General features: G+C 68.9%; 25 protein-coding genes and 1 pseudogene. 10 read left to right on the plus strand and 16 right to left on the minus strand.

The window, feature by feature from the left end; all coding sequences use genetic code 11:
- The first annotated feature begins 16 nt into the window (after nucleotides 1-16).
- Both ABZ564_RS20060 and ABZ564_RS20065 read left to right on the plus strand, forming a co-directional pair.
- Nucleotides 17-874 (plus strand): DUF4097 family beta strand repeat-containing protein, encoded by an 858-nt coding sequence (locus ABZ564_RS20060; protein WP_360857947.1) that lies wholly within the window; start codon nucleotides 17-19, stop codon nucleotides 872-874.
- A 1-nt stretch (nucleotide 875) separates the two neighbouring features.
- The gene (locus ABZ564_RS20065; RefSeq protein WP_360857950.1) at nucleotides 876-1,859 is read left to right on the plus strand and encodes a helix-turn-helix transcriptional regulator; all 984 of its coding nucleotides are present in this window, start codon (nucleotides 876-878) and stop codon (nucleotides 1,857-1,859) included.
- Nucleotides 1,860-1,889: 30 nt separating this feature from the next.
- Here the strand turns inward: ABZ564_RS20065 and ABZ564_RS20070 are convergent, their stop codons facing one another.
- The 4 genes from ABZ564_RS20070 to ABZ564_RS20085 form a co-directional block, all read right to left on the minus strand.
- On the minus strand, nucleotides 1,890-2,459 hold the full coding sequence (locus tag ABZ564_RS20070) for a Clp protease N-terminal domain-containing protein (protein ID WP_360857952.1): 570 nt from the start codon (nucleotides 2,457-2,459) through the stop codon (nucleotides 1,890-1,892).
- The gene (locus ABZ564_RS20075; RefSeq protein ID WP_018102716.1) at nucleotides 2,459-2,668 is read right to left on the minus strand and encodes a helix-turn-helix domain-containing protein; all 210 of its coding nucleotides are present in this window, start codon (nucleotides 2,666-2,668) and stop codon (nucleotides 2,459-2,461) included. The genes ABZ564_RS20070 and ABZ564_RS20075 overlap by 1 nt, the downstream gene beginning before the upstream one ends.
- Nucleotides 2,669-2,699: 31 nt before the next feature.
- On the minus strand, nucleotides 2,700-3,671 hold the full coding sequence (locus ABZ564_RS20080; protein ID WP_360857955.1) for a zinc-binding dehydrogenase: 972 nt from the start codon (nucleotides 3,669-3,671) through the stop codon (nucleotides 2,700-2,702).
- Between the two features lie 286 nt (nucleotides 3,672-3,957).
- Entirely contained in the window at nucleotides 3,958-5,169 is a 1,212-nt protein-coding gene (locus tag ABZ564_RS20085) for an NADP-dependent malic enzyme (protein WP_360857958.1), read from the minus strand.
- Nucleotides 5,170-5,694: 525 nt separating this feature from the next.
- On the opposite strand from ABZ564_RS20085, the gene ABZ564_RS20090 reads away from it, so the two are divergent.
- Genes ABZ564_RS20090 through ABZ564_RS20100 form a run of 3 tightly spaced genes read left to right on the plus strand, consistent with a single transcriptional unit; the run spans nucleotide 5,695 to nucleotide 8,409 of the window.
- On the plus strand, nucleotides 5,695-6,666 hold the full coding sequence (locus ABZ564_RS20090; protein ID WP_360857961.1) for an ABC transporter substrate-binding protein: 972 nt from the start codon (nucleotides 5,695-5,697) through the stop codon (nucleotides 6,664-6,666).
- Nucleotides 6,667-6,694: 28 nt separating this feature from the next.
- On the plus strand, nucleotides 6,695-7,651 hold the full coding sequence (locus ABZ564_RS20095; RefSeq protein WP_360857964.1) for an amino acid ABC transporter permease: 957 nt from the start codon (nucleotides 6,695-6,697) through the stop codon (nucleotides 7,649-7,651).
- Nucleotides 7,648-8,409 carry an amino acid ABC transporter ATP-binding protein gene (locus ABZ564_RS20100; protein WP_360857967.1) on the plus strand — a complete coding sequence of 254 codons (762 nt, stop codon included), beginning with the start codon at nucleotides 7,648-7,650 and terminating at the stop codon, nucleotides 8,407-8,409. The genes ABZ564_RS20095 and ABZ564_RS20100 overlap by 4 nt, the downstream gene beginning before the upstream one ends.
- A gap of 62 nt (nucleotides 8,410-8,471) precedes the next feature.
- Here the strand turns inward: ABZ564_RS20100 and ABZ564_RS20105 are convergent, their stop codons facing one another.
- A complete protein-coding gene (locus ABZ564_RS20105) occupies nucleotides 8,472-9,254 on the minus strand; it encodes a hypothetical protein (protein ID WP_360857970.1) in 783 nt (260 codons plus the stop codon).
- Nucleotides 9,251-9,739, minus strand: a complete 489-nt coding sequence (locus tag ABZ564_RS20110) for a SigE family RNA polymerase sigma factor (RefSeq protein WP_360857973.1) — start codon at nucleotides 9,737-9,739, stop codon at nucleotides 9,251-9,253. Before ABZ564_RS20110 ends, ABZ564_RS20105 begins: the two co-directional genes overlap by 4 nt.
- A 210-nt stretch (nucleotides 9,740-9,949) precedes the next feature.
- Between ABZ564_RS20110 and ABZ564_RS20115 the strand changes: the two genes are divergently transcribed.
- Nucleotides 9,950-10,579, plus strand: a complete 630-nt coding sequence (locus ABZ564_RS20115; RefSeq protein WP_360857976.1) for a CGNR zinc finger domain-containing protein — start codon at nucleotides 9,950-9,952, stop codon at nucleotides 10,577-10,579.
- Here the strand turns inward: ABZ564_RS20115 and sodX are convergent.
- A complete protein-coding gene (gene sodX, locus ABZ564_RS20120; RefSeq protein WP_360858083.1) occupies nucleotides 10,483-10,941 on the minus strand; it encodes a nickel-type superoxide dismutase maturation protease in 459 nt (152 codons plus the stop codon). The genes ABZ564_RS20115 and sodX overlap by 97 nt on opposite strands.
- 182 nt (nucleotides 10,942-11,123) lie before the next feature.
- Here sodX and sodN point away from each other — a divergent pair, with 182 nt between their 5' ends.
- Complete coding sequence (gene sodN, locus ABZ564_RS20125; protein ID WP_360857979.1) at nucleotides 11,124-11,519, plus strand: superoxide dismutase, Ni; 396 nt, start codon at nucleotides 11,124-11,126, stop codon at nucleotides 11,517-11,519.
- Nucleotides 11,520-11,526: 7 nt separating this feature from the next.
- Here sodN and ABZ564_RS20130 read toward each other — a convergent pair.
- From ABZ564_RS20130 to ABZ564_RS20150, 5 genes and pseudogenes are all read right to left on the minus strand, one after another.
- Nucleotides 11,527-11,790 (minus strand): annotated as a pseudogene (locus ABZ564_RS20130) (tyrosine-type recombinase/integrase); the annotation flags it as partial.
- Between the two features lie 44 nt (nucleotides 11,791-11,834).
- Nucleotides 11,835-12,380, minus strand: coding sequence for an HAD domain-containing protein (locus ABZ564_RS20135; protein WP_360857982.1), 546 nt, complete (start codon nucleotides 12,378-12,380; stop codon nucleotides 11,835-11,837).
- 15 nt (nucleotides 12,381-12,395) lie between these two features.
- Nucleotides 12,396-13,088 carry a class I SAM-dependent methyltransferase gene (locus tag ABZ564_RS20140; RefSeq protein WP_360857985.1) on the minus strand — a complete coding sequence of 231 codons (693 nt, stop codon included), beginning with the start codon at nucleotides 13,086-13,088 and terminating at the stop codon, nucleotides 12,396-12,398.
- Nucleotides 13,089-14,000 carry an aminoglycoside phosphotransferase family protein gene (locus ABZ564_RS20145; protein ID WP_360857988.1) on the minus strand — a complete coding sequence of 304 codons (912 nt, stop codon included), beginning with the start codon at nucleotides 13,998-14,000 and terminating at the stop codon, nucleotides 13,089-13,091.
- 76 nt (nucleotides 14,001-14,076) lie between these two features.
- Entirely contained in the window at nucleotides 14,077-14,826 is a 750-nt protein-coding gene (locus ABZ564_RS20150; protein ID WP_360857991.1) for a hypothetical protein, read from the minus strand.
- 202 nt (nucleotides 14,827-15,028) lie between these two features.
- Here ABZ564_RS20150 and ABZ564_RS20155 point away from each other — a divergent pair, with 202 nt between their 5' ends.
- The 3 genes from ABZ564_RS20155 (at nucleotide 15,029) to ABZ564_RS20165 (ending at nucleotide 18,668) form a co-directional block, all read left to right on the plus strand.
- Nucleotides 15,029-16,384, plus strand: coding sequence for a tetratricopeptide repeat protein (locus tag ABZ564_RS20155; protein WP_360857994.1), 1,356 nt, complete (start codon nucleotides 15,029-15,031; stop codon nucleotides 16,382-16,384).
- Between the two features lies 1 nt (nucleotide 16,385).
- On the plus strand, nucleotides 16,386-16,916 hold the full coding sequence (locus ABZ564_RS20160; RefSeq protein ID WP_360857997.1) for an NUDIX domain-containing protein: 531 nt from the start codon (nucleotides 16,386-16,388) through the stop codon (nucleotides 16,914-16,916).
- Nucleotides 16,917-17,072: 156 nt separating this feature from the next.
- Nucleotides 17,073-18,668, plus strand: a complete 1,596-nt coding sequence (locus ABZ564_RS20165; protein ID WP_360858000.1) for a hypothetical protein — start codon at nucleotides 17,073-17,075, stop codon at nucleotides 18,666-18,668.
- Between the two features lie 467 nt (nucleotides 18,669-19,135).
- On the opposite strand, the gene ABZ564_RS20170 is transcribed toward ABZ564_RS20165, so the two are convergent.
- The 4 genes from ABZ564_RS20170 to ABZ564_RS20185 form a co-directional block, all read right to left on the minus strand.
- Nucleotides 19,136-19,723 carry a hypothetical protein gene (locus ABZ564_RS20170; protein ID WP_360858003.1) on the minus strand — a complete coding sequence of 196 codons (588 nt, stop codon included), beginning with the start codon at nucleotides 19,721-19,723 and terminating at the stop codon, nucleotides 19,136-19,138.
- A complete protein-coding gene (locus tag ABZ564_RS20175) occupies nucleotides 19,720-21,006 on the minus strand; it encodes a hypothetical protein (RefSeq protein ID WP_360858006.1) in 1,287 nt (428 codons plus the stop codon). The genes ABZ564_RS20170 and ABZ564_RS20175 overlap by 4 nt, the downstream gene beginning before the upstream one ends.
- A gap of 53 nt (nucleotides 21,007-21,059) precedes the next feature.
- On the minus strand, nucleotides 21,060-21,818 hold the full coding sequence (locus tag ABZ564_RS20180) for an ATP-binding cassette domain-containing protein (protein WP_360858009.1): 759 nt from the start codon (nucleotides 21,816-21,818) through the stop codon (nucleotides 21,060-21,062).
- Nucleotides 21,819-21,962: 144 nt separating this feature from the next.
- Entirely contained in the window at nucleotides 21,963-22,400 is a 438-nt protein-coding gene (locus ABZ564_RS20185; RefSeq protein ID WP_360858012.1) for a hypothetical protein, read from the minus strand.
- Nucleotides 22,401-22,596 lie beyond the last annotated feature (196 nt).

The raw sequence follows: 22,596 nt of genomic DNA on the forward strand, positions 1-22,596 counted from the left end.
CCAGGAGGTCAGATCCATGCCTGTCCCGACATGGTCCGTCGCCGAGCCCCGGAAGCTGACCTTCGAGGAACCGGTGACCGCGCTGAAGGTGCGCGTCGTCAACGGCACGGTCAACGTGGTCGGCACCGACGAGCCGGCCGCGCGCCTGGAGGTCTCCGCGATCGACGGCCCGCCGCTGCTCGTGACGCTGGAGGACGGCGTCCTGACCGTGGCCTACGAGGACCTGTCCTGGCAGAACCTGCTGAAGTGGTTCGACCGCAGGGAATGGCGCCGCCACGCGGTCGTCTCGCTCGCGGTCCCGGCCGGCTCGGCGGTGGAGGTCGGCACGGTCGGGGCCGGGGCCTTCGTCTCCGGGGTCCGCGGCCGTACGGAGGTACGCGGCGTCACCGGCGACACCGCGCTCGTCAACCTCTCCGGGCCGGTCGGCGCGGAGACCGTGTCCGGCAGCGTGGAGGCCCAGTCCGTCACCGGCGACCTGCGTTTCAAGTCGGTCTCCGGTGATCTGACGGTCGTCGAGGGGGCGGGCAGCTCCGTGAAGGCCGAGTCCGTCAGCGGCGGCATGGTGCTCGACGTGGACGCGGCCGGGAAGCCCACCGACATCCGGCTGACCACGGTCTCCGGCGAGATCGCCATCCGGCTGCCCCACCCCGCCGACGCCACGGTCGAGGCGAACACCGCCAGCGGTTCCGTCTCCAACGGCTTCGAGGACCTGCGGGTCAGCGGCCAGTGGGGCGCGAAGAAGATCACCGGAACGCTGGGCTCCGGCGCCGGCACCCTCAAGGCGACGACCGTTTCGGGGTCGATCGCGCTCCTGCGCCGCCCGTCGGCCGAGGAGGAACCGTACGACGGCGAGCCGACCGGAAAGGTGCTCTGACATGCCCCCCGTATTCGCCCACGGCCGGCTGCGGCTGTACCTCCTGAAACTGCTCGACGAGGCACCCCGGCACGGCTACGAAGTGATCCGGCTGCTGGAGGAGCGCTTCCAGGGCCTCTACGCCCCCTCGGCCGGCACGGTCTACCCCCGGCTGGCCAAGCTGGAGGCCGAGGGCCTGGTCACGCACGCCACCGAGGGCGGCCGCAAGGTCTACTCGATCACCGAGGCCGGCCGCGCCGAACTGGCCGGCCGCACCGGCGAACTCGCCGACCTGGAGCTGGAGATCCGGGAGTCCGTCTCCGAGCTGGCCGCCGAGATGCGCGACGACGTGCGCGGAGCGGCGGGCAAGCTGCGCAGCGAGATGCGGGCGGCCGCCGACGAGTCGCGCCACCCGTCCGGCGGCGGCGCCGAGAAGCCGCCGTTCGGCGGTCTCGGCGACCTGGGCGACTTCGCGGACCTGCGCGACAAGGAGGCGTGGAACACCGCGAAGGAGGAGCTGCGCAAGGCCAGGCAGGAGTGGAAGGAGCAGGCCCGCCGCGCGAAGGACGAGTCCCGTCGGGCCCGCCAGGACGCCCAGCAGGCCCGCCGCCAGGCCAAGGAGGCCCAGGACAGGGCGCGCGAGCAGATGCAGAACGCCGCACGCCAGGTCCAGGAGCACTTCGCCCGGGGCGACTGGCCGGCCGGGGTCCGGGAGGGCCTGGCCGAGATCACCGGCCAGCTGGGCGGCTTCGCCCGGACGGGAAGCCGGGCGCCGTACGTCAAGCCGGAGCCGGCGGACACCGACCCGGAGTGGGGCGGGGACACGGGCGGCACCGGCGACCCGGCCCGCGATCTGGACCGGCTGCTCGACCGCTTCCGCGACGAGATCCGCGACGCGGCCAGGGACCACGGGGTGACGGGGGCCCAGCTCGCGGAGGTCCGCCGGCACTTGGCGACGGCGGCGGCGCGCATGGGCGCGGTGCTGCGGGGGGACGGGGAGAAGTAGGTACGGGGCCGACGGACCGGCCCCCGCCGGTCAGCCCGCCTCGCGGTCGCCGGCCCCGGCCCCGTACAGCGCGCGCTCGGCCGACGCGTACGTCACCCCGTGGTCGGCGAGCACGTCGGCGACCGGGCCGGGGGAAGCGGTGAGTGCCAGCAGGAGGTGTTCCCCGCCGATGGACCGGTCGCCGCGGCCGAGCGCGACGCGCAGCGACTTCTCCAGGATCTTCTTCGCCTCCCGGCTGAACGGACGGCCGCCCGTCCACCGCCGTCGGCCCCCGCCGCCCCCGCGCAGGGCCCCCTCTCCGTGCGCCTCCTCGATGCGGGAGACCACCGCGGCGAGGTCGATGCCGATGTCCGCGAGGGCGTCGGCGTCGGCCCTGGTCATGCCGCCGCGCCGGCGGACCTCGGCGAGCGCGGCGGCCACCGAGTCCCTGCGGTCCGCGAGGCCCAGCGCGGCGATCGCGAAGGAGGCCCGGCCGGTGTCCCGGTCCAGCAGGGCGAACAGCAGATGTTCCTCGGCGACCGTGTCGGCCCCGGTCCGCTCGGCATGCTCCACGGCACCGGTCACCGTGGCCCGGGCGTCCTTGGTGAATCGCTCGAACATCAGTGCCTCCCGTACTTCTTGTGCACGGCCTGTCGGCTGACACCCAGTTCGGCCGCGATCTCCTGCCATGACCACCCCTTGGCCCGGGCGCTCCTGACTTGTACGGCTTCCAGCTGCTCCAGCAGCCGCCGCAGCGCGGCGACCGACCGCAGCCCCACCCGGGGGTCGCGGTCGCCCGCCCGCTCGGCGAGATCCGTCGCTTCGGTCATGATGTCAACTTACGTTGACATCCCGGCCATGTCAACCATTGTTGACAGTGAGCACGATCTTCCCGAACTGGTCGCCGGCCGCGAGGCGTTCGAATCCCTCCCGGGCGCGGTCCAGGGGCAGCACCTCGTCGATGACGGGACGCACGCCGGTGGTGGCGCAGAAGGCGAGGAGGTCCTCCAGTTCGTCCTTGGAGCCCATGGTCGAGCCGACGACCTTCAGCTCCAGGAAGAAGATCCGGGTGAGCTCGGCGTGCGAGGGCCGGTCGCCGCTGGTGGCGCCGGAGATGACCAGGGTGCCGCCGGGGCGCAGCGACTTGACGGAGTGCGACCAGGTGGCGGCGCCGACCGTCTCGATGACGGCGTCGACCCGGTGGGGCAGCCGCGCACCCGGCTCGTACGCCTCCACGGCACCGAGTTCGACGGCCCGCCGGCGCTTGGCCTCGTCGCGGCTGGTGGCGTAAACCCGCAGCCCGGCGGCCCGGCCGAGCACGATGGCGGCGGTCGCGACCCCGCCGCCGGCGCCCTGGACGAGCACGGAGTCCCCGGGGCGGACCCCGGCGTTGGTGAAGAGCATCCTGTACGCGGTCAGCCAGGCGGTCGGCAGGCAGGCGGCCTGCTCGAAGCTGAGCTCCCTGGGCTTGGGCAGCACGTTGTGGGCGGGGACGGTGACCTGCTCGGCGAAGGTGCCCTGGTAGCGCTCGGTGAGGATCGAGCGGGGCTCGTCCGGCCCGACCCCGTGGCCGGTCTGGCCGATGACGGAGTGCAGGACGACCTCGTTGCCGTCCTGGTCGACTCCGGCGGCGTCGCAGCCGAGGGTCATCGGCAGCTTGTCCTCGGCGAGGCCGATGCCGCGCAGGGACCAGAGGTCGTGGTGGTTGAGGGAGGCGGCCCGGACGTTCACGGTGGTCCACCCGGGGCGGTCCTGCGGCGCCGGGCGGTCGCCCAGTTCGAGGCCGTCGAGGGGGTGGGCGGGGTCCAGGCGGGATGCGTAGGCGGCGAACATGCCGCCGACGATAGGGGGCGGGATACCGGCGCGTAACCGGCTGCGGGTGTGACGCGCCGCGCACCGGGAACACCTGCGGCGGGCCGGTTCCCCACCCCGCCCCTTCCCGAAACCGGGGCTCTGCCCCGGCCCCCGCGCCTCAATCGCCGGCGAGGCTACATTTCGCTTCTGCCGCTGCGGATCTGCGGCGACACCGGCGAAATCAAGCCCCTCCGGCGATTGAGGAGCGGGGGTCCGGGGGCAGCGCCCCCGCAAGGGCCACGCCTCCGGACCCCCGCCGCACACCTCAGCGCCGGGCCACGCCCTCCGCACGCGCCGCCGCCGCCACCGCCGCGGTGACCGCCGGGGCGACCCGCTCGTCGAACGGCGACGGGATCACGTAATCCGCCGCCAGCTCGTCGCCGACCACGTCGGCCAGCGCGTTCGCCGCGGCGATCTTCATGCCCTCCGTGATCCGGGAGGCCCGCACCTGGAGCGCGCCCGCGAAGATCCCCGGGAACGCCAGCACGTTGTTGATCTGGTTCGGGTAGTCCGAGCGGCCCGTGGCCACGACGGACGCGTACTTGTGCGCGATGTCCGGGTGGACCTCGGGGTTCGGGTTGGCCATCGCGAAGACGAACGCGCCGGGCGCCATCGACGCCACGGCCGCCTCCGGGACCGTACCGCCGGAGACGCCGATGAAGACGTCCGCCCCGGCGAGCGCCACCTCCAGGGGGCCCGAGATGCCCGCCCGGTTGGTGAGCTCGGCCAGCTCCCGCTTGACGTCGGTCAGGTCCTCGCGGTCCCGGCTGACGATGCCCTTGCGGTCGGCGACGGCCACGTCACCGAGCCCCGCCTCCAGCAGGAACTTGGCGATGGCCACACCGGCCGCGCCGGCGCCGGAGATGACGGCGCGCAGGTCGCCCAGGCCGCGCCCGGACAGCTTCGCGGCGTTGCGCAGGGCGGCCAGCGTGACCACCGCGGTGCCGTGCTGGTCGTCGTGGAAGACGGGGATGTCGAGCCGCTCCTGGAGCTTGCGCTCGATCTCGAAGCAGCGCGGCGCCGAGATGTCCTCCAGGTTCACCCCGCCGAAGGAGGGGGCGAGCCGGACGACGGTCTCCACGATCTCGTCCGCGTCGGTGGTCGCGAGCGCGATCGGCACCGCGTCCACGCCGCCGAACTGCTTGAACAGGATCGCCTTGCCCTCCATCACGGGGAGGGACGCCTCGGGACCGATGTCGCCGAGGCCGAGCACCGCCGTCCCGTCCGTCACGACGGCGACGACCTGGGACTTCCAGGTGTAGTCGTGAACGAGTTCGGGGTTCTCGGCGATCGCGCTGCACACCTTCGCCACGCCGGGCGTGTACGCGAGGGACAGGTCGTCCTTGTCCCGGATCGGGACGGTGGCCCGCACGGCCATCTTCCCGCCCCGGTGGAGGGCGAAGGCCGGATCGAACGGCTCGTCGGTGGTGCTGTCGGTGGTGCTGTCGCTGCGAGGATTGACGATCTCCGCTGCCATGGTGTTGACCCCTTAAGTCTTCATCGTTTGAGGGTGGCCACTCCTGGTTGAGGAGGGGTGGGCGGACCCGCGTACATGCCCTGCGCCCGGCGGTTGGCCCGCACCGGCAGGGGGAGATACGTACGCGCGGGCGCGCCGCACACGCGCCCTGAGCCCCGGATGAGGGGTGTAAAGGTCTTTCTTACCGGACGGTCCTGGTCACGGACGAGTCCATATCCGCTCCGTGACATGGCTCATAGTGAACTGCCATTCCAACAGGTCAGCCTTGTGTCGGGCCTGAGTCCGCCACGCGGGACACGCCGCAGATCCTCCGGCCGCAAGAAGGAAACCCCATAAAAGGTCCGGCCGTGGTGTGCCGGCCTCAAGAGGTTCGGGGATCGCCCGTTACCCGATTTTGACATGCCGGGCCCCCTGTTCGGGCTAATCCGCATGGCAACATGCCGTAATCACACAAGGCGGCGACACCCGACGCCGTGTGCCAATACCGCCTGGCGACCCACCCCCACCTGCCGGAGGAACCCGAACATGACCGCACGTTTCACCCGTCGTACGGCCGCGACGACCCGCATCGCCGCGGTCGGCGCCCTCGCGGTCGCGGGCACCATGCTGCTGACCGCCTGTGGCGACCAGACGAAGAACAACGGCGCCGAGGAATCGACCAAGGCGAGCACCGGCGCCTCGGCCGGGACGTCCTCCCCCGCCGACCTGCTGCCCGCGGACATCAAGGCCAAGGGCGTCATCCGGGTCGGCTCCGACATCGCCTACCCGCCGGTCGAGTTCAAGGACAAGTCCGGCAACACCGCGGGCATCGACCCCGACCTCGGCGCCGCGCTCGGCAAGGTGCTGGGCGTCGAGTTCAAGTTCGAGAACGGCACGTTCGACACCCTGGTCACCGGCCTGCGCGCCAAGCGGTACGACATCGCGATGTCGGCGATGACGGACAGCAAGGAGCGCCAGGAGGGCATCGACCCGGAGACGAAGAAGAAGGTCGGCGAGGGCGTCGACTTCGTCGACTACTTCACCGCCGGCGTCTCGATCTACACCAAGAAGGGTGACGACCAGGGGATCAAGACCTGGGCCGACCTCTGCGGCAAGAAGATCGCGGTCCAGCGCAACACCGTCTCGCACGACCTGGCCAAGGACGAGTCCAAGAAGTGCGCCGGTGGCAAGAAGATCGCCATCGAGGCGTACGACACCGACCTGGAGGCCCAGACCCGCATCCGTTCGGGCGGCGCCGACGCCGGCTCGTCCGACTTCCCGGTCGCCGCGTACGCGGTGAAGACCTCGGGCGGCGGCAAGGACTTCCAGATCGTCGGCGACCAGGTCGAGGCGGCCCCGTACGGCATCGCGATCGCCAAGGGCAACGACAAGCTCACCCAGGCCATCAAGGCGGCCATGGACGAGATCATCGAGAACGGCGAGTACGGGAAGATCATCGCCAAGTGGGGCGTCGAGGCCGGTGCGGTCACCGAGGCCAAGGTGAACGGCGGGTCCTGACCGGATCCCGCGCTGAAAGGCATCAGCCGTGACTGACATCAAGAAGACGGGACCGGCCGACGAGCCGCCCGCATCCTCCGCCACGGCGGCGGCGCCCGTACCGGAGGCCATCCGGGCCATCCCGGTCCGGCACTACGGCCGGTACGTCTCGGCGCTGGTCGCCATCGCCGTACTCGCCTCGATCGTTTACGCCTTCAGCCAGGGCAGGATCAACTGGGGCGCGATCCCGGACTACTTCTTCGACGACCGCATCATCGACGGTGTGGGCCAGACCCTGTTGCTCACCGCCCTGTCGATGCTGATCGGCGTGGTCGGCGGCGTCCTGCTCGCCGTCATGCGCCTGTCGAAGAACCCGGTGACCTCGTCCATCGCGTGGTTCTACATCTGGTTCTTCCGGGGCACCCCGGTCCTGGTCCAGCTGTTCGTGTGGTTCAACCTGGGTCTGGTCTTCGAGTACATCAACCTCGGGCCGATCTACAAGGACTACTGGTCGAGCTTCATGACGCCGCTGCTGACGGCGCTGCTCGGGCTCGGCCTCAACGAGGCCGCGTACATGGCGGAGATCTGCCGGGCCGGTCTGCTGTCGGTGGACGAGGGCCAGACCGAGGCGTCGCACGCGCTGGGCATGAGCCACGCCAAGACCCTCCGGCGCGTCGTGATCCCGCAGGCCATGCGGGTGATCGTGCCGCCCACGGGCAACGAGGTCATCAACATGCTCAAGACGACCTCGCTGGTGGCGGCCGTGCAGTTCTACGAACTCTTCAAGAACGCCCAGGACATCGGGCAGGCGTCCGGGGCGCCGGTGGAGATGTACTTCCTCGCCGCCGCCTGGTACCTGATCATGACCTCGGTGCTGAGCGTCGGGCAGTACTACCTGGAGCGGTACTACGCGCGTGGATCGAGCCGCAGCCTGCCGCCGACCCCGTTCCAGAAACTGAGGGCCACCGTGCTCTCGGTGGGCCGCCCGAAGGGAGGCATCGCATGACCGCGATGGTGAAGGCCGAGGGTGTCCACAAGTCCTTCGGCGCCGCGCACATCCTCAAGGGCATCGACCTGGAGGTCGCGCCGCGGGAGGTCTTCTGCCTGATCGGCCCGTCCGGTTCCGGCAAGTCGACGTTCCTGCGGTGCATCAACCACCTGGAGCAGATCAGCGCCGGACGGCTGTACGTCGACGGCGAGCTGGTGGGCTACCGCCAGAAGGGCGACAAGCTCTACGAGCTCAAGGACAGCGAAGTCGCCCTGAAGCGCCGGGACATCGGCATGGTCTTCCAGCGCTTCAACCTGTTCCCGCACATGACGGCGCTGGAGAACGTCATGGAGGCGCCCGTCCAGGTGAAGCGCGAGGCCAAGGCGGTCGCCCGGGCCCGCGCAGAGCGGCTGCTCGACCGGGTCGGCCTCGGCGACAAGGCGGGGAACTACCCCTCGCAGCTCTCCGGCGGCCAGCAGCAGCGGGTGGCCATCGCCCGGGCCCTGGCCATGGAGCCGAAGCTGATGCTCTTCGACGAGCCCACGTCGGCGCTCGACCCGGAGCTGGTCGGTGACGTCCTCGACGTGATGCGGGGCCTCGCCGAGGACGGCATGACGATGATCGTCGTCACCCACGAGATGGGCTTCGCCCGCGAAGTCGGCGACGCGCTGGTCTTCATGGACGACGGCGTGGTGGTCGAGTCGGGCCACCCCCGCGACGTCCTGACCAACCCGCACCACGACCGGACGAAGTCGTTCCTGTCGAAGGTGCTCTAAGCGGTACGGGAAGGGGCGGTACGGACCAGCGCGGTCCGTACCGCCCCTTCGCCCTCCCGGGGTCACTTCTGCGGCAGCAGCTCCGGACGCAGCATCAGCTCCCGCAGCTCGGCACGGTCGAGCGGCGGGGTCTTGAGGAGCGGGCCCTGTGGGGTGCCGGCCGCGCTGTCGTCCTCGAAGCCGGTGCTGTCCCGCACGGCCAGCAGGCTCCCGTCGGCGAGGACGAGCCGGGCTGTCAGCTCGGGGCCCCACTGCGGGGTGCCGTCGCCGTAGTCCATGTCGTCGCTCCAGATGGTGAGCACCCGCCCCCCGGACAGCTCCTCGCGGACGCAGTCGGTACGGGCCGGCTCCCCGTTCCCCGGCTTGCACAGGTCGTCGAACGGCGCGCCGCCGCCCATCTTCCTCCGCACGGCCTCCGCGTCCATGACGCCGATGCTCAGGTAGCCGACACCGCCGTCCCGGCGGACCGCGTACTGCCCGTCCAGCGGCCCGGTCCTCGGCGGCTCGTCCGGCGGCGGCGAGACGTGCTTGATGATCTCGACGAACGAGACCTCATCGACCGTGCCGACGTCCTGGGGCAGCAGCTCGACCAGGGCCACCTCCCGGGGCATGTCGCCGCCGGCCAGGGACGCCACCGACGAGGTCTGCGGGTCGGCCGGCGCCGAGGAGAGCTGGGGCACGACGAACGCCCCCGCCGCCACCGCGCAGACCGCCGCCGCCGACACCGCGGCCCGGCGCCGCCACCGCACCCGTGCGGCCTTCGCGTAGACCGCCTCGGTGCTGACGCCCGGCCGCCCCGCGTCCTCTGCGGCCTTCCCCAGCAGTTCACGCACGTCGTCGCTCATACCAGTACCTCCGCCATCTCGGCGCGCAGCGCCGCCAACCCCCGAGCCGCGTGGCTCTTGACCGTGTTCTCCCGCATCCCGAGCGTCTCGGCCGTGGCCTCGACGCTCAGGTCCTCCCAGTAGCGCAGCACCAGGACCGCCCGCTGCCTGGGCGTGAGCCGGGCGAGCGCCGCCCGCACCGCCAGGCCGGTGTCCGTGTCGGGCGCCTGGACGGCCCGCTCCGGCAGTTCCCCGTACGCCTGCTCGCGGCGCCAGAACCGGCGGCGGGCGGCGATGAAGGTGTTGACCAGGGTCTTGCGCGCATACGCCTCGATGTTGTCGAGCCGCCCGTGCCGCCGCCCGCCGAGCACCACCTTGACCAGAGTCGTCTGGACCAGGTCCTCGGCCTCGTGCCGATCGCCGCAGAGCAGGAACGCGCTGCGGAACAGGGCGGTCCGTCTGCTCTCGACGAAGGCGTGCAGCGCGGCGTGGTCATCGCTCCGCATCCTCGGTGTCCTTCCCTTGGCCCGCAGGCGCGGACCGTCTCACCCTTCCAGTGCGGTGGGCGGCACGGCGGGTTGCAGCACGCGGGGGAGGAATTCGGGAGGCGCGGCGACCGCCCCGGCACCCCACCCCCTGTTCGTAATACCCTGTACGCTAAACGACCCATTACGCCGCACCGCCCCGCCCCTGGACCGACGCCGTAAGGACAACTCGTGGAACTGGCCTATTACTCGGACTACGCCGTACGCCTGGTCAACACCGAGGAGCCGGCCCGCAACAAGGACGTCCTGACCTCGGTCGAGGCGGTCCGCGACCTGTTCGGCGCGAACGGCCAGGCGGCCCGCCGCGCGACCGACGCCGACGTCACCCGTTTCCGGTCCGTACGGGCCCGGCTGCGCGCGGTCTTCGAGGCGGCCGACGACGGGGACGAGCGGCTGGCGGTCGACCTGCTCAACTCGCTGCTGATGGAGTTCCCGGTCAGCCCGCAGATCTCCGGCCACGACGTCCGCGACGCCGACGGCAGGCCGGACTGGCACATGCACCTCGCGGACCACCCGTCCAACGCCACGGCGGGCTACGCCGCGATCGCCGCCATGGGCCTGGCCTTCCACCTCACCTCGTACGGGGTCGACCGGCTCGGCCTGTGCGAGGCGACGCCGTGCCGCAACGCCTACCTCGACACCTCGACCAACCGCTCCCGCCGCTACTGCTCGGACCGCTGCGCGACCCGCGCCAACGTGGCCGCCTACCGGGCCCGCAAGCGCCTGGAGACCGAGCGCGCCGCCGACAGCGGCCGCACCGCGGAGAACGCCCAGGCCGCCATCCCGCGCAGCGAGCGCTGATCCTTCGTCAGCGGCCGGTACCGCACCCGGGCCCTGGCCAGCACCAGCTCCTCGGGCACCGTCCCGTAATCCGTGCTGTCCCCGCCCGCGAAACCGTTGTCCCCCAGCACCCACCAGCCGCCGGCCCGCCGCTCCACGGCCCGCTTCACCACCAGCAGGTCCTGCTGGAACGGATGGCGCAGGATCACCACGTCTCCGGGGCGCACCGGCGCCCCGTACTGCACGAGCAGCCAGTCCCCGTGGTGGAGCGTGGGCACCATCGAGGGCCCCGTCACCTCCACCACCTGGAAGGGCACCCGCGCCGCCAGCCCCCGTGCGGGCTGCTCATCGGCCGGCTCCGGCACCTCCGCCACCTCCCTCATCTCCTCCGGCACCTCCCCGGTCCGGTCCAGTACACCCTCCACCACAGGATTTCGTACATTCGGCCACTGGTCCTACCGTCATCCCGGACTTTTGGCCCAAGCCCCCGGGGGCACTCGCGAAAAGAGGCTCCCCACGGAGTAATGTCCCACCTGAGAAGACGATCACGAGGAAGGACAGCTCAATGCTTTCCCGCCTGTTTGCCCCCAAGGTGAAGGTCAGCGCCCACTGCGACCTGCCCTGCGGCGTGTACGACCCGGCCCAGGCCCGCATCGAGGCGGAGTCCGTCAAGGCCGTCCAGGAGAAGTTCCAGGCCAACGAGGACCCGCACTTCCGGGCCCGCGCCGTGGTCATCAAGGAGCAGCGCGCCGAGCTCGCCAAGCACCACGTCTCGGTGCTGTGGAGCGACTACTTCAAGGCCCCGCACTTCGAGAAGTACCCGCAGCTGCACCAGCTGGTCAACGACGCCCTGAAGGCCCTCTCGGCCGCCAAGGGCTCGACCGACCCGGCCACCGGCCAGAAGGCGCTGGACCTGATCGCGGAGATCGACAAGATCTTCTGGGAGACCAAGAAGGCTTGATCTCTAGTTAGGCCGTCTGACCTGCGGTTTCGCTGGTCGGACTCCCTACCGGTCCGCACCCGGTCCGCAGGCCGCCGAGCACGGCGTCCATCACGGACCGGGTGCGGTCTTCTTCTCCCGGCCACAGGTGCGCGTAGATCCGCAGCGTGATGACGGCGGACGCGTGGCCGAGGACCATCTGGACCTGCTTGACGCTCGCCCCGCCTGCGATGAGCGCGGAGGCGTAGAAGTGCCGCAGATCGTGGGTCACCATGTGCGGCAGCTCGACGGGCACCCTGATGCCCTCGCTGCTCGCGACAGCAAAGGAATTAGTCGTCAGACGGCGCGGGCTGCGGGCAACTGTGCGACCCACTTCGTCACCTCGGTCAGATGCTCGGGTTGCAGCCCGAGGTGTGGGTCGGGCTGAACGAGGAGGGTCGGCGCTCCCCTGGAGGTGCGCTCCGCCGCCCAGTCGTGGTCGAGGCTGGTGAAGTCGTCGTCGATCCAGACGGCGGGGGCGTCTGCCAGCCAGGTGTCGACGTGGTCGCGTTTCCAGAGGTAGCCGTCGGGGTGGCTGGTGGTGATCTGGGGACGAGGCAGGTCGAGATATGGGAAGTCGGGTAGTCCCAGGAGAGGGCCGATGATCGTGGTGGCGTCCCTGCGCCAACTCGTGCACCACACGGGAGTGACGAGCCCGCTGGTCAGGAGGTCGGTGAGAAGGCCGCCGTGGCGCGGGTCGAGCCAGATGGGCACGGGGTCGTCGGGGTGCCGGCCGGTGGGCAGGACGGTGTGGCGGACGTGGGTGGGCGGGGTGCTGCCGTCGGCGGCTGGGAACGGGATGAGGACGCCGTCGATGTCCAGGAGCAGGTAGGGCAAGGGCATCGTTGCCTCCGTCGGTCAGCGTTTGCGGGCGGTGATCAGGAGGGTGGTGGGCCACGGGTCTCGGCGCGGGTGCCGCAGCTCCAGCGTCGAGGTGATGCGCAGGCCCGCCCGGGAGAGGTGGGACCCCCAGCGGCGGGCGTCGAACTCCCATCGGGCGAGGGGCAGTCGGGTGCGGTCGGGCATGGTGACGTAGTCCTCGCGCGGACGGTCGTCCGTGGATGGATGTCTTCCGGCCCGTGCCGGGTGAGGGACGGAGAAGGCCAGGACACCGCTCGGTTTCAGGCGTCGGGAAATGGCGGTGAGGAGGAGCTCGGGGGCGACGAGGCCGACGGCGCCGAAGACGGAGTAGATCGCGTCGAAGGTCCGTCCGGGGGCTTGCAGGTGGTGCAGTGCGTGGCCGGCGGCGAAGGTGGCGCCGTCGATGTGGCCGTAGTGGGAGCGGGCGCGGCGTACCTGGAGGCCGACCAGGTCCACGCCGGTGACGCGGGCCTGGTGGTGCTTTGCGAGGTGGGCCACGTTGTGGCCGGGGCCGCAGCCCAGCTCCAGGACGCGTTTGCCGCACAGGTCCCGGCCCAGGATCTCGGCGCCGGGACCGATGCCCGCGTGGGTGCTCCATTCCATCCGGGCCGGCGCGGTGAGGGCGTGCGCGGGGGCGGCGGCTGTGCGCTGGGCTGCGTGGGCGTACCAGGGGGAGGCCTGGGCGAGCACCTAAACCTCCAGGAGTTGGACCACGTCGTTGAGGTGGCGGCGGACGACGGGGATGTACGCGGGGTCCTTGGCCGGGTCGTCGATCCAGCGGATGGCCTGCTCCATGAACCACTCCACGGCCCACATGCGGTGCCAGCCCAGTGCCCATGCCTCGGCGGTCAGGCCGCCCCGGGCGGCGAGGGCGTCTTCATGACCGCCTGCGGTGACGTACTGCTCCAGGAGCACCCGCATTCGGAAGGGGCTCGGCACGTCGGTGGTGCCGTGGTACGAGGCGAGGTCGATCAGGCCGGGTCCGGTGAAGGCGCGGGCGAAGTCGAGGAGGTGCCAGCCGTTCTCCCCGATGTGGACGCTCGTGGGGTGGAACTCGGAGTGGACCCAGCCGAACGGGTCGAGCGTTGCCCCCTGGACGCGGGTCTCGGCCGCGGCGGAGATCTTCCTCAGCGCGGTCTCGATGTCGTCGCAGTCCGTCCATCGGTCGGCTTTCCGCAGCCGCTGGAGGTGATCGAGGGCTCGGCCGGGCAGGGCTGCGAGGCTGGCACCGTCGAGGAGGGGCAGACCGCTGGCCGGGCGGGCGGCATGGAGCGTCACGGCGGCGGCGACGCCGTCGAGGTCGTCGGCGTCCCGTACGGGAGTGCCGAGGTCGTCCATGAGCATCCCGAGCCACTTGTCCTGCATCGCGGTGGCGTGGAGCGCGGGGACCGGGAGCCCGCGCTGGTATGCCATCCGCAGGGCCTGGGCCTCGCGGTCGAAGGGCTCCTTGGCGTACTTGAAAACGGCCGTGGTGCCGTCGGGGAAGGTGACGCGTTCGACGCCGGACATGCACCAGACGCGAATCTCGGTACGTTCGGGGAGAGGCTTGCCGACGAGAGTGCACAGGTCGTTCAGCAGGGTGGCGGACAGGCTCTGATCCATGGAGGTCTCCAGGGGACTGGTGGGCTCCGGGGCGGGCGCGCGAGCTGGCCCGCCCCGGAGCCGTACTGGGGTGGGGTTACTCGGCTGCGGGCACGCGGTGGGCGTAGACCTGCTCGATCCAGCCCGCCTTGAACTCGGCCAGGTCGTCACGGAAGTTGGTCATCGAGGCACCGTAGGGCGCGACGACGCCGCCGGACTGGTCCGGCACGGACTGGCAGCCGTGCACGAGCCGGCCGCCGAGCGCGGAGTGGGCCTTGATGGACTCGATGCGGCGGTGCTCGTTGAACCAGCCGCCGTGGTAGATCTCGTCCAGCATTCCGCCCGTCGCGTCGTCCAGGTCGAAGACGACGGACGTGGCCGCGGGGAAGAACCAGCACGGGCCGACGTTGGAGATGTGCCCGTCCAGCTCAACCTTGTTGAGCGCCATCAGCGTGGCCGCCTCGCGCAGCATCCGCAGGTGGTCGGCGGTGATCTGCGGGAGGCCGAGGCCGGCCAGGTGCTCCTCGCGGAAGAGGTACGAGTACACCCCGTACGCCGTCGCCAGCACGCGGGCCGCGTCGGAGGTGGACTCGCCGTGGTTCTTGATGAAGCCGAGCGCGAGCTGCTCGACCGCGCTCTCGGTCGTCTCGTCCACGTCGAGGAGCTGGGCCTTCACCAAGTCCCAGTCGGCGACGAGCCAGGTGCTGGACTCGAAGCGGAAGAAGTACTCGGCCGGGTTGATGGTGATGCGCCGGCCGTCCACCTGGATGCCGGGCAGGCGGTTCCAGCGCGGGTCGAAGGCGTCGGGCAGCTCGACCGTGATGGTCGCGGTGTCGATGGTGGTCACCGTGTCTCCGTCTCTGATCGTCCGGGCCGGGGCACAGGAATGCCCGAGCCCGGTGGGGCGTACGGAACTTGGGGGCCGCCCGGCCCGCGATGCCGTGAGTGGGGCGGCTGTCGATAAGTGAACCGCTCGCTACGCAGAGTGGGTACGGTGTGACCGAGGTCAAGCGGTATACGCGGTTTACGGATCCGGAGCGGAGGCGATCGTGCCGGCACCGACCAGCGCCAACTCTCGCCTGCGCGACACGATCAACGCCGCCGGGTGCACGTACGACGCGCTCGCCAAGGACGTACGCCGCATCGCCGCCGAGAATGGTGAACTGCTCCAGACCAACAAGTCGGCCATCTCTCACTGGGTGGGCGGTGCCCGCACGCCGTCCGGCCAGGCAGGCCAGTACCTCGCCGAAGCCCTCTCCCGGCGGTTGGGCCGGGTCGTCACCCGAACCGAGCTGGGCCTGCACTCACCCGACACGGAGTCGCCACCGGAAACCGACCCCGTCACCGCGGTCACCGACCTCGGCCGCGCGGACGTCGAGCGCCGCCGCTTCCTCGCCATCGCCGCGTTCACCACGGCCGGCGTGGCCATGCCGCTCCTGCACGACCACGAAGCCACCTCGCGGATGCTTCGTGCCCGCACCGCACGCTCCCTCGTCGGCAGCGACGACATCGACGTCGTACGGCAGATCACGGCAGCTTTCAGCGCCGCCGACGAGAGGCTCGGCGGCGGCCATGGCCTGACCACGGTCACCGCGTACCTTGCCGACACAGCCGCACCTATGCTCCGTGGACGCTTCCCCTCGGAACCCTTACGCCAGGCCGCCTTCGGCGCCGTCGCCGAACTCGCCTATCTCGCAGGGTGGAAGCACCACGACCTCGGCCACGAAGGCGCTGCCCAGCGCTACTACCAGGTCGGGTACCAGCTCGCCTGCGAAGCCGACCCCCACGGCCACGCCGCATGGATGATGCGCGCCCTCGCCCACCAGTCCCTCAGCCTCAAGCAACCCCACCACTGCGTGGACCTCGTCAAAGGCGCCCTCTCCCGCGGCCTCGGCCACGTGGACGGCCAGACGGAAGCGCTCCTCCACATCACGCACGCCCGCGCCTATGCAGCCGTCGGCGAGAACCCATTGGCCGCTCGTGCTCTCCTCGCCGCCGAAGACGCCCTCCTGCGCGAGGACGGTCCCCAGCCCAGCTTCTCCCGCGTCAGCGGCCCCGCCGCCGGCACCGTGGCCAGCCACACCGCACGCACCCTGACCGACCTCGCCGACCACATCGGTACGGAACAGCAGCACCGCGACGCACTCACCCGCTGGGACCCGGAGAAGTACAAGCGCGTCCACGCCCTCACTCACGCCGACCTCGGCGACAGCCTCGCCGCCCAGGCCCGTGCCGACGAAGCAGTCGCTGCCTGGACCCAGGCCCTGGTCCTCATGGAAGGCATGACCTCCGACCGCGCCCGGAAGGCGATCACCTCGATCCGGTCCACGCTCGCGATCTACCAGCGCCGCCGCGTTCCTGGAGCCGCCGATCTCGCCCGCCGCGCCCGCGAGGCCCTCGCTTAACATGCCCAACAACCCGCCCGCCGAAGGGAACACCGTGGCCCAGCAGACCGACAACCGCCCCCAAGCCCTCAAGCCGGCGCTCGAATCGATGACGCTGCTCGTCGCGGCCGTCATCGTCCACGACAAGGCCACCAGCCGCGTCGTCCTCCTCCAGCGCAGCGAGAACGCGAAGTTCGCTCAGGGGATGTGGGACCTGCCCGTCGGCAAGAGCGAACCGGGCGAGCCCATCACCGGAACCGCGGTCCGCGAGCTCTACGAGGAGACCGGCCTCACGGTGAAGCCCGAGTCCCTCAAGGTCGCGCACATCATTCACGGAGCCTGGGGCGTTGAGTCCCCCAATGGCTTCCTCACGGTCGTCTTCGCAACCCACGAATGGACCGGCGAACCCGAAAACCGCGAACCTCACAAGCACTCCCAGGTCCGTTGGATCAACGCCGACTCCATCCCCGAGGACTTCGTGGACACCACCTCAAGCGCCCTCCACCGATACCTCGCGGGCGGCCCGGAAGTCTCCCTCGACGGCTGGCAATAGAGGTCCGCTCCATCTACGGGCCCGAGAAGGAAGCCCTCGGCGCCCTCTCCATTCAGGTCCAACGGATCTCGACACCAAGATCGCGACCCTAGACCGAAAGAACGGACACCAGGTAAGCCTATTGCCGCAACCTGCGGGCACACCTAATATGCGTTAATGGACTTGCGGCAAGAAGAGATGCTTGAGCACTTCACCTCCATGGAGCAGGGCTCGTGGACAACCGTGTACGAAGATTGGCGCGAGCGGGGAGGCAATGGTGGAATCTTTTGCGCTTTCGCGCCGATCGCGATGCGCACAAGAATCCTCACGTCCCCGACCTGGGATGTAAGCATGAGCGATTTTCGCCCCGGCTTCTCACAGCATCGAGAGAACGGTGAAATCGTAACCAGCTACTTCCGAAGCAGCATCGACGACGATATCGAGCCACTGGTTCTATGCCGCGAATACCATGGCACAGTCCCGTCAACCCGAGAGCTGACTGAACACTTTCGGCTATACCACAATCTCTACTGGGATGAGCTCAGTTCACAGTTCATGCAGCCCCTGGATGACGGAACTTCATCGGCCGCCGTCAAGGTGACCGGGGCCAAGATCGAAGTCCGCACAAAACTTCTACGCCAATTCCAGGCAGCCCAAGGACTTGACCTTGTCCTCTATCTCGACTCTGTTTGCATGGGCGAGAAGAGTGACGAACTCCCTGAAGCTCTCGACCTGACCACAGAAACTGCCCGCATCTCTCTTTACCCCGGAGATCGAGCTGGGACTGGGAAGTTCACTCGCCTTCTCGGCACCCGAGTAGTTCCACCGCCACCGATTGAGAAGAGTGGGATCTGGCCATTCGAGGAGGAGGACTCCCACTTCCCTGATTTCATCATCGCAACCGACTCCGATGGGGATGAGATCCGGCACAGTTGCAACCCCGACTCTCTCAGCAACTATTTCGGAGCAAACCCCGAAGCTCCGCACTACCTCACCCCAGTCTACTTCCGGCGGGAAGTACTACATAAGTACTACGAAAATCCCGAGCTCTACAATGTATCGGACGGATATCTGAGTTGCGCATCACTATGGGGACTGCGACTGGATAACAGCGCTCAGGATTACATCGTTGTCTTCCTTGGAGACCTTGGGCGCGATCTACCTCGGCAGGAACGAGACTACTGGCGGAGTTTCAACATTACAGAAGACGGGCCTCCTAGCGAGACTCTGATTCGCCGAGCATTTCTGGGACAGCCTGCCGAACCGACCTCCGAGGATCTGCTCGTTCGCTCCAACTACGTGACGTTCAGACGCACATGGGAGGAAGCCGTCGGGTGGGAGCTCTTCCGGAAGCCCGAGGAAGCTGATGCAGGACTTCTACAGCGGCTGCGCCTCCCGTTGAATAATTCGCAGGCGGAATTCGAGTCCAGCATTCGAATCATGACGCAACTCTTCGTTGACGCTCTCAATGAACGGGAGATCCAGAAGCGCCTGCCGGACCGCGTTGATAACGAAAAGGGCATCGCGAAGCTCAAGCGCTGGATGGAGCAGAAAGGTTATCCGCACGCCGAGCGGGACACGCAGTTCTTGCGGAATCTCCAGGAGATCCGTTCGAAGGCGACGGCTCACCGCAAGAGCAGTGACTACGAGAAAACACTTACAAAGGTCTTCGGCGACTTGCGGGGCCCAGCAGCCGTCAAGACTTTCTTCACATCAGCTCTGTCCATGCTGACCGGTCTGAGCGAATGGGCGAGCGAAGTCGAGCCTCGGTGAAAGAAGCACTGCTCTGACGGGCAACCGCCGGCTGCGGCCGGGTCACTGCACGTAGAGACTCTCCAGCCAACACTTGGAGGATGGTCTCCTCCAACGGGCGGCGACTTGCGTCAAACAGTCCGCACACAGTCCGCAGGACATCCAATCAGGACCGTCGTACCCCATCGCCAGCCATCAGCAAAAGGCCAGGTCAGCGACCCACAGGGAAGATCCCTGCAGGTCACCGACCCGGCCCATTACTAGGAGACCAAGAAGGCCTGATCCCTGGTCGGGCATTCTGACCTGCGCTTCCGCCGGTCATATCGCCTACCTGACCGCACCCGGTCCGCCGGCCGCCGAGAGTGGCGTCCATGACGGACCGGGTGCGGTCTTGTTTTCGCCGGTCACGGGTGCGCGTGGTTCCCCGAAGGAACCTGCGCCGAACGAGCCGTGCAGGTACTCCTCGGGGCTTCAGCCCAAGGGGCATGTCAACCCGGTATCTGCCGGCGGCACGACATCGTGATCAGACCGGCAGCGAAACCGACCGCCGCCACGACTGCCGCCACGACGCTGGTGGACTCCATCAGGAGAACCGCCCACGGGTACGGCCTCTGGTCTCCCGCCAGGCCGGTGACGATGCTGACCATCACGAACATGGTCGCCGCCGCGCCACCGGCGATCGGCCCGTACCAGCTGTGTACGAGGAGAGCGAGGCCCAGCACCATGACGGTGTTCCGTCCGCCCGCCACCGCTGTCGGCATGTCCAGGAACTCCCCGAGTGCAAACCCCAGCCCCGCCGCGCTCACCCCCAGAAGCAGGAGAGCCAGCCGGTCGACGACGGCGACCGCTCGCGCCGCCGTGGTTTCGGTGGCGACGAGGCGCCGGCTCATGCAGTACGTCGTGGGGATGCACAGGATGAGCGGGACGAAGTTCATCAGCTTGACCGAGAAGGTGCCCTGAGCGGCGATCTGGGGAACCTTCGCCACGTCGTCGCGCACGAGCACGAGGAGGAGCGTCCAGGCGAACAGGGCCGCGGGCAGCAGCCAGATTCTTCGTGCGCGCGCCCAGAGGGTCAACGAGCCACCCCCGGTGCCATGTCCGCCGGATCCTCCAACTGCGGGCCCAGCGCTCGGCCCCGCTCGCTCTCGGCCTTGGCCCCCGCCCGGGCCTTCTCGTGGACCTGCTCGTCACAGGACTCGAGGTAACCCAACTGCTGCTTGTACCAGGCGTACTGCTTCCCCTTGGGGAGGCTGCGCACCCAGCGCGCCCGGTACACACCGCTGGGCCCGTAACTGCGGGTGGCCTCTTCCTCCGACATCCCGACCGTCAGGCCGACCCAGGCGAAAGCGGCTCCGCGCCCCGGATAGACGTAGTCATCGGGAAGGTCCGGGCAGTGGTGGAGCCCTGACGGAACCAAGGCGCTGACGTAGACGGCCCGGCTGCGGTGGGGGGTCACCGGCTTCTGGAGGTAGGTTCGCCAGGTGTCGCGTGCCAGCGGTAGATCCTCCGAGACGAAGGCCAGCTTCCGGGGTGGGGTGAACCCGACCTCTCGCAGGCGGGGCAGCGCGCGTTGAGCGGAGCGGTGCAGTGCGGGGATGTCGTCGGCGAACTCACCGGGCACACAGATCACCGGGGCGGTTCGCTCACACGTCGTTGCCCAAGTGCGGGGAACGGTGGGGTCGGCGTAGCGCGGGGCGCCACTCACCAGGGGATACGACGCCCCGAAGCCCGCGAGGACGCAGCAGGTCACGGCGGCGGCGCGCAGCGCCGGACGTGAGAGCAGGCTGAGCGCGACAAGACCGAGCAGCAGCCCGAGAGCCAGGATCACCGGTGCCATGAGGTAGGCGCGGTCCACGACATCCGTATAGGTCGGAATGCTCATGTCGAATCCGGATATCGCCCGCAGCCATGGGATACCCAGCGTATAGGCGACGAAGACCCACAGCGCCGTGATCACCACCGCAAGGGGGCGGGCGATGACGGGCGGAAGGGAGAGCCCGAGGAGGAAGCCGACTGCTACTGCGCTGAAGGGGACCGCAAGACTCCGGACCACGGGGACGGTGTCGTGGAGCCCTGGTACGGGGCCTCCCAGATAGGTGATCACCAACAGGAAGGACGCCACCCAGCTGATGATCACCAGGGCCAGGGTGGGGGCCAGCGCATCGACAAATATGCGCAGCAGGTGGCGGCTGGACGGGGCGGCTGTGATCCGGGCCTGGCGAAGCCTCCCTGCGTCCCAGGCGGCGACCAAGGCCATTCCCAGCGCGGCGATCCTCAGGGCCACCGACACCACGACGATGGAATCCTCACCGGTCAACGGCCTGGGCTGGTAGGCGGTGAAGTAAAGGGTAAGAGCCACCGTCGGGGCTCCGAGCCCGATGACAGCCGAGTGCCGAGCGAAGGGGAATCGGTTCACCACGAGATCGCCCCATCGATCTCGGTGAATGCCCGATACGCGGAGGTGGCCCGCTGCTCGTCGGATGCCGCCGTCGCGCTCGCGTGGGAAAGGAAGTCCACCACCGTTCCCGAGAAGCGCACCTGACCACCCAACAGAACCACGACCGAGTCGTACGAGTTGGCGATGTCCGAGGTGTCATGGGTGGAGAGAACGATGTGCACCTCCTTCGACAGATCGGCGAGAATCTGGTGGAAGACCTGCCGCTGGCGGGGATCCATGCCCGCTGTCGGCTCATCAAGGAGAAGGACCTCCGCGTCATGCACGAGCGCCTGGGCCACTGCGACGCGCCGCTGCTGTCCCCCGGAGAGTTCCTGGACCTTGTCATCCGCCCGATCGGCCAACTCCACGCGTTCCAGGGCCTGGAGGGCTTCACGCCACGCCTCGCGCCGGTCCATCCCCTTGAGCCAACCGGAATACGCGACCTGATCCCGGGCCGTGAGCCCCGGCACCTGCTCCACCTGCTGAGGCATCCATGCCACACGCCTACGGAACGCGGGCAGCGCGCGACGCCGGCCGGTGCTCAGGTCGCCATAGGTGACGGAACCGGAATCGGGGCGCAGCGCAGATGCGCACAAGCCCAACAGGGTGCTCTTTCCTGCTCCGTTCGGCCCCAGGAGCACGGTCCGCCCGGGCGGCAGCGTATAGCTGAGATCACGCAGCACCGGGCGTCTACGCCGATAGGAGAAGGAACACTCGGACATCGAAATGGGCATGTGACACCTTGGCATTTCAGCGCGGGGGCACCTCTGTCTGTTTCAACAAGAGGCAGGTGGAGACCTGCGTTTCAGGTCTCCACCCAGGTATTCAGAATCCAGCGTCGTCTAAGGGATGTCCCACAATTCCTGGCGGGACAGCCCTTAGAACGACATACGGGTCTGATCGACGCTGATCGACGGGCCGACTACCGAACTTCCACCGACCTCGGTAATGCGGAAGTAGTAGTCGTGGCCCTCGCTTCCGGCACCCCACTCGCCGGAGGATGTTCCGCCGTTGAAGCATGCCGTGTAGGTCTTTTCGTCGAATCCGGTGTCGGGTCCGACGACAGCACGTCGCAGCTGAACAGTCACACTTCTAGTCGAGCCCGAGTCCGTATGGCATCCGGTGAAGTCCACCTTGTTCGGGCCGGTACCTCCGTCATCGGTCACATAATGCGAGGTGAAGCCGGCGACTCCACCCTGTATGTACGAGTACTTCACGACAGCCCAAGCGGGGCCTGCGAGGGCCAACGGGAGGGTCGCGATGGAAGCAACCATACCGATCCGCTTCCAAGTATTACGGGTGCCGAACTTACTCATAGCTGTACCTCTCGCCTGGAATCGTGGGCATGCGTGTGCATCACGGGGTGAATTGATTGAAGGCCGCATTGGCGGAAATCCCCCGCGAGAACGCTTGAGTGTACATCAACAGCATTGACAATAGCGGGAGTTGGGTTTTCATTGCGGTGTGCCCTGTTTTGGGTATGCCCTGGGTCTTCGCGGAGTTCTGCTTACG

The organism is Streptomyces sp. NPDC019224, assembly GCF_040632605.1.
Taxonomy (GTDB): domain Bacteria; phylum Actinomycetota; class Actinomycetes; order Streptomycetales; family Streptomycetaceae; genus Streptomyces.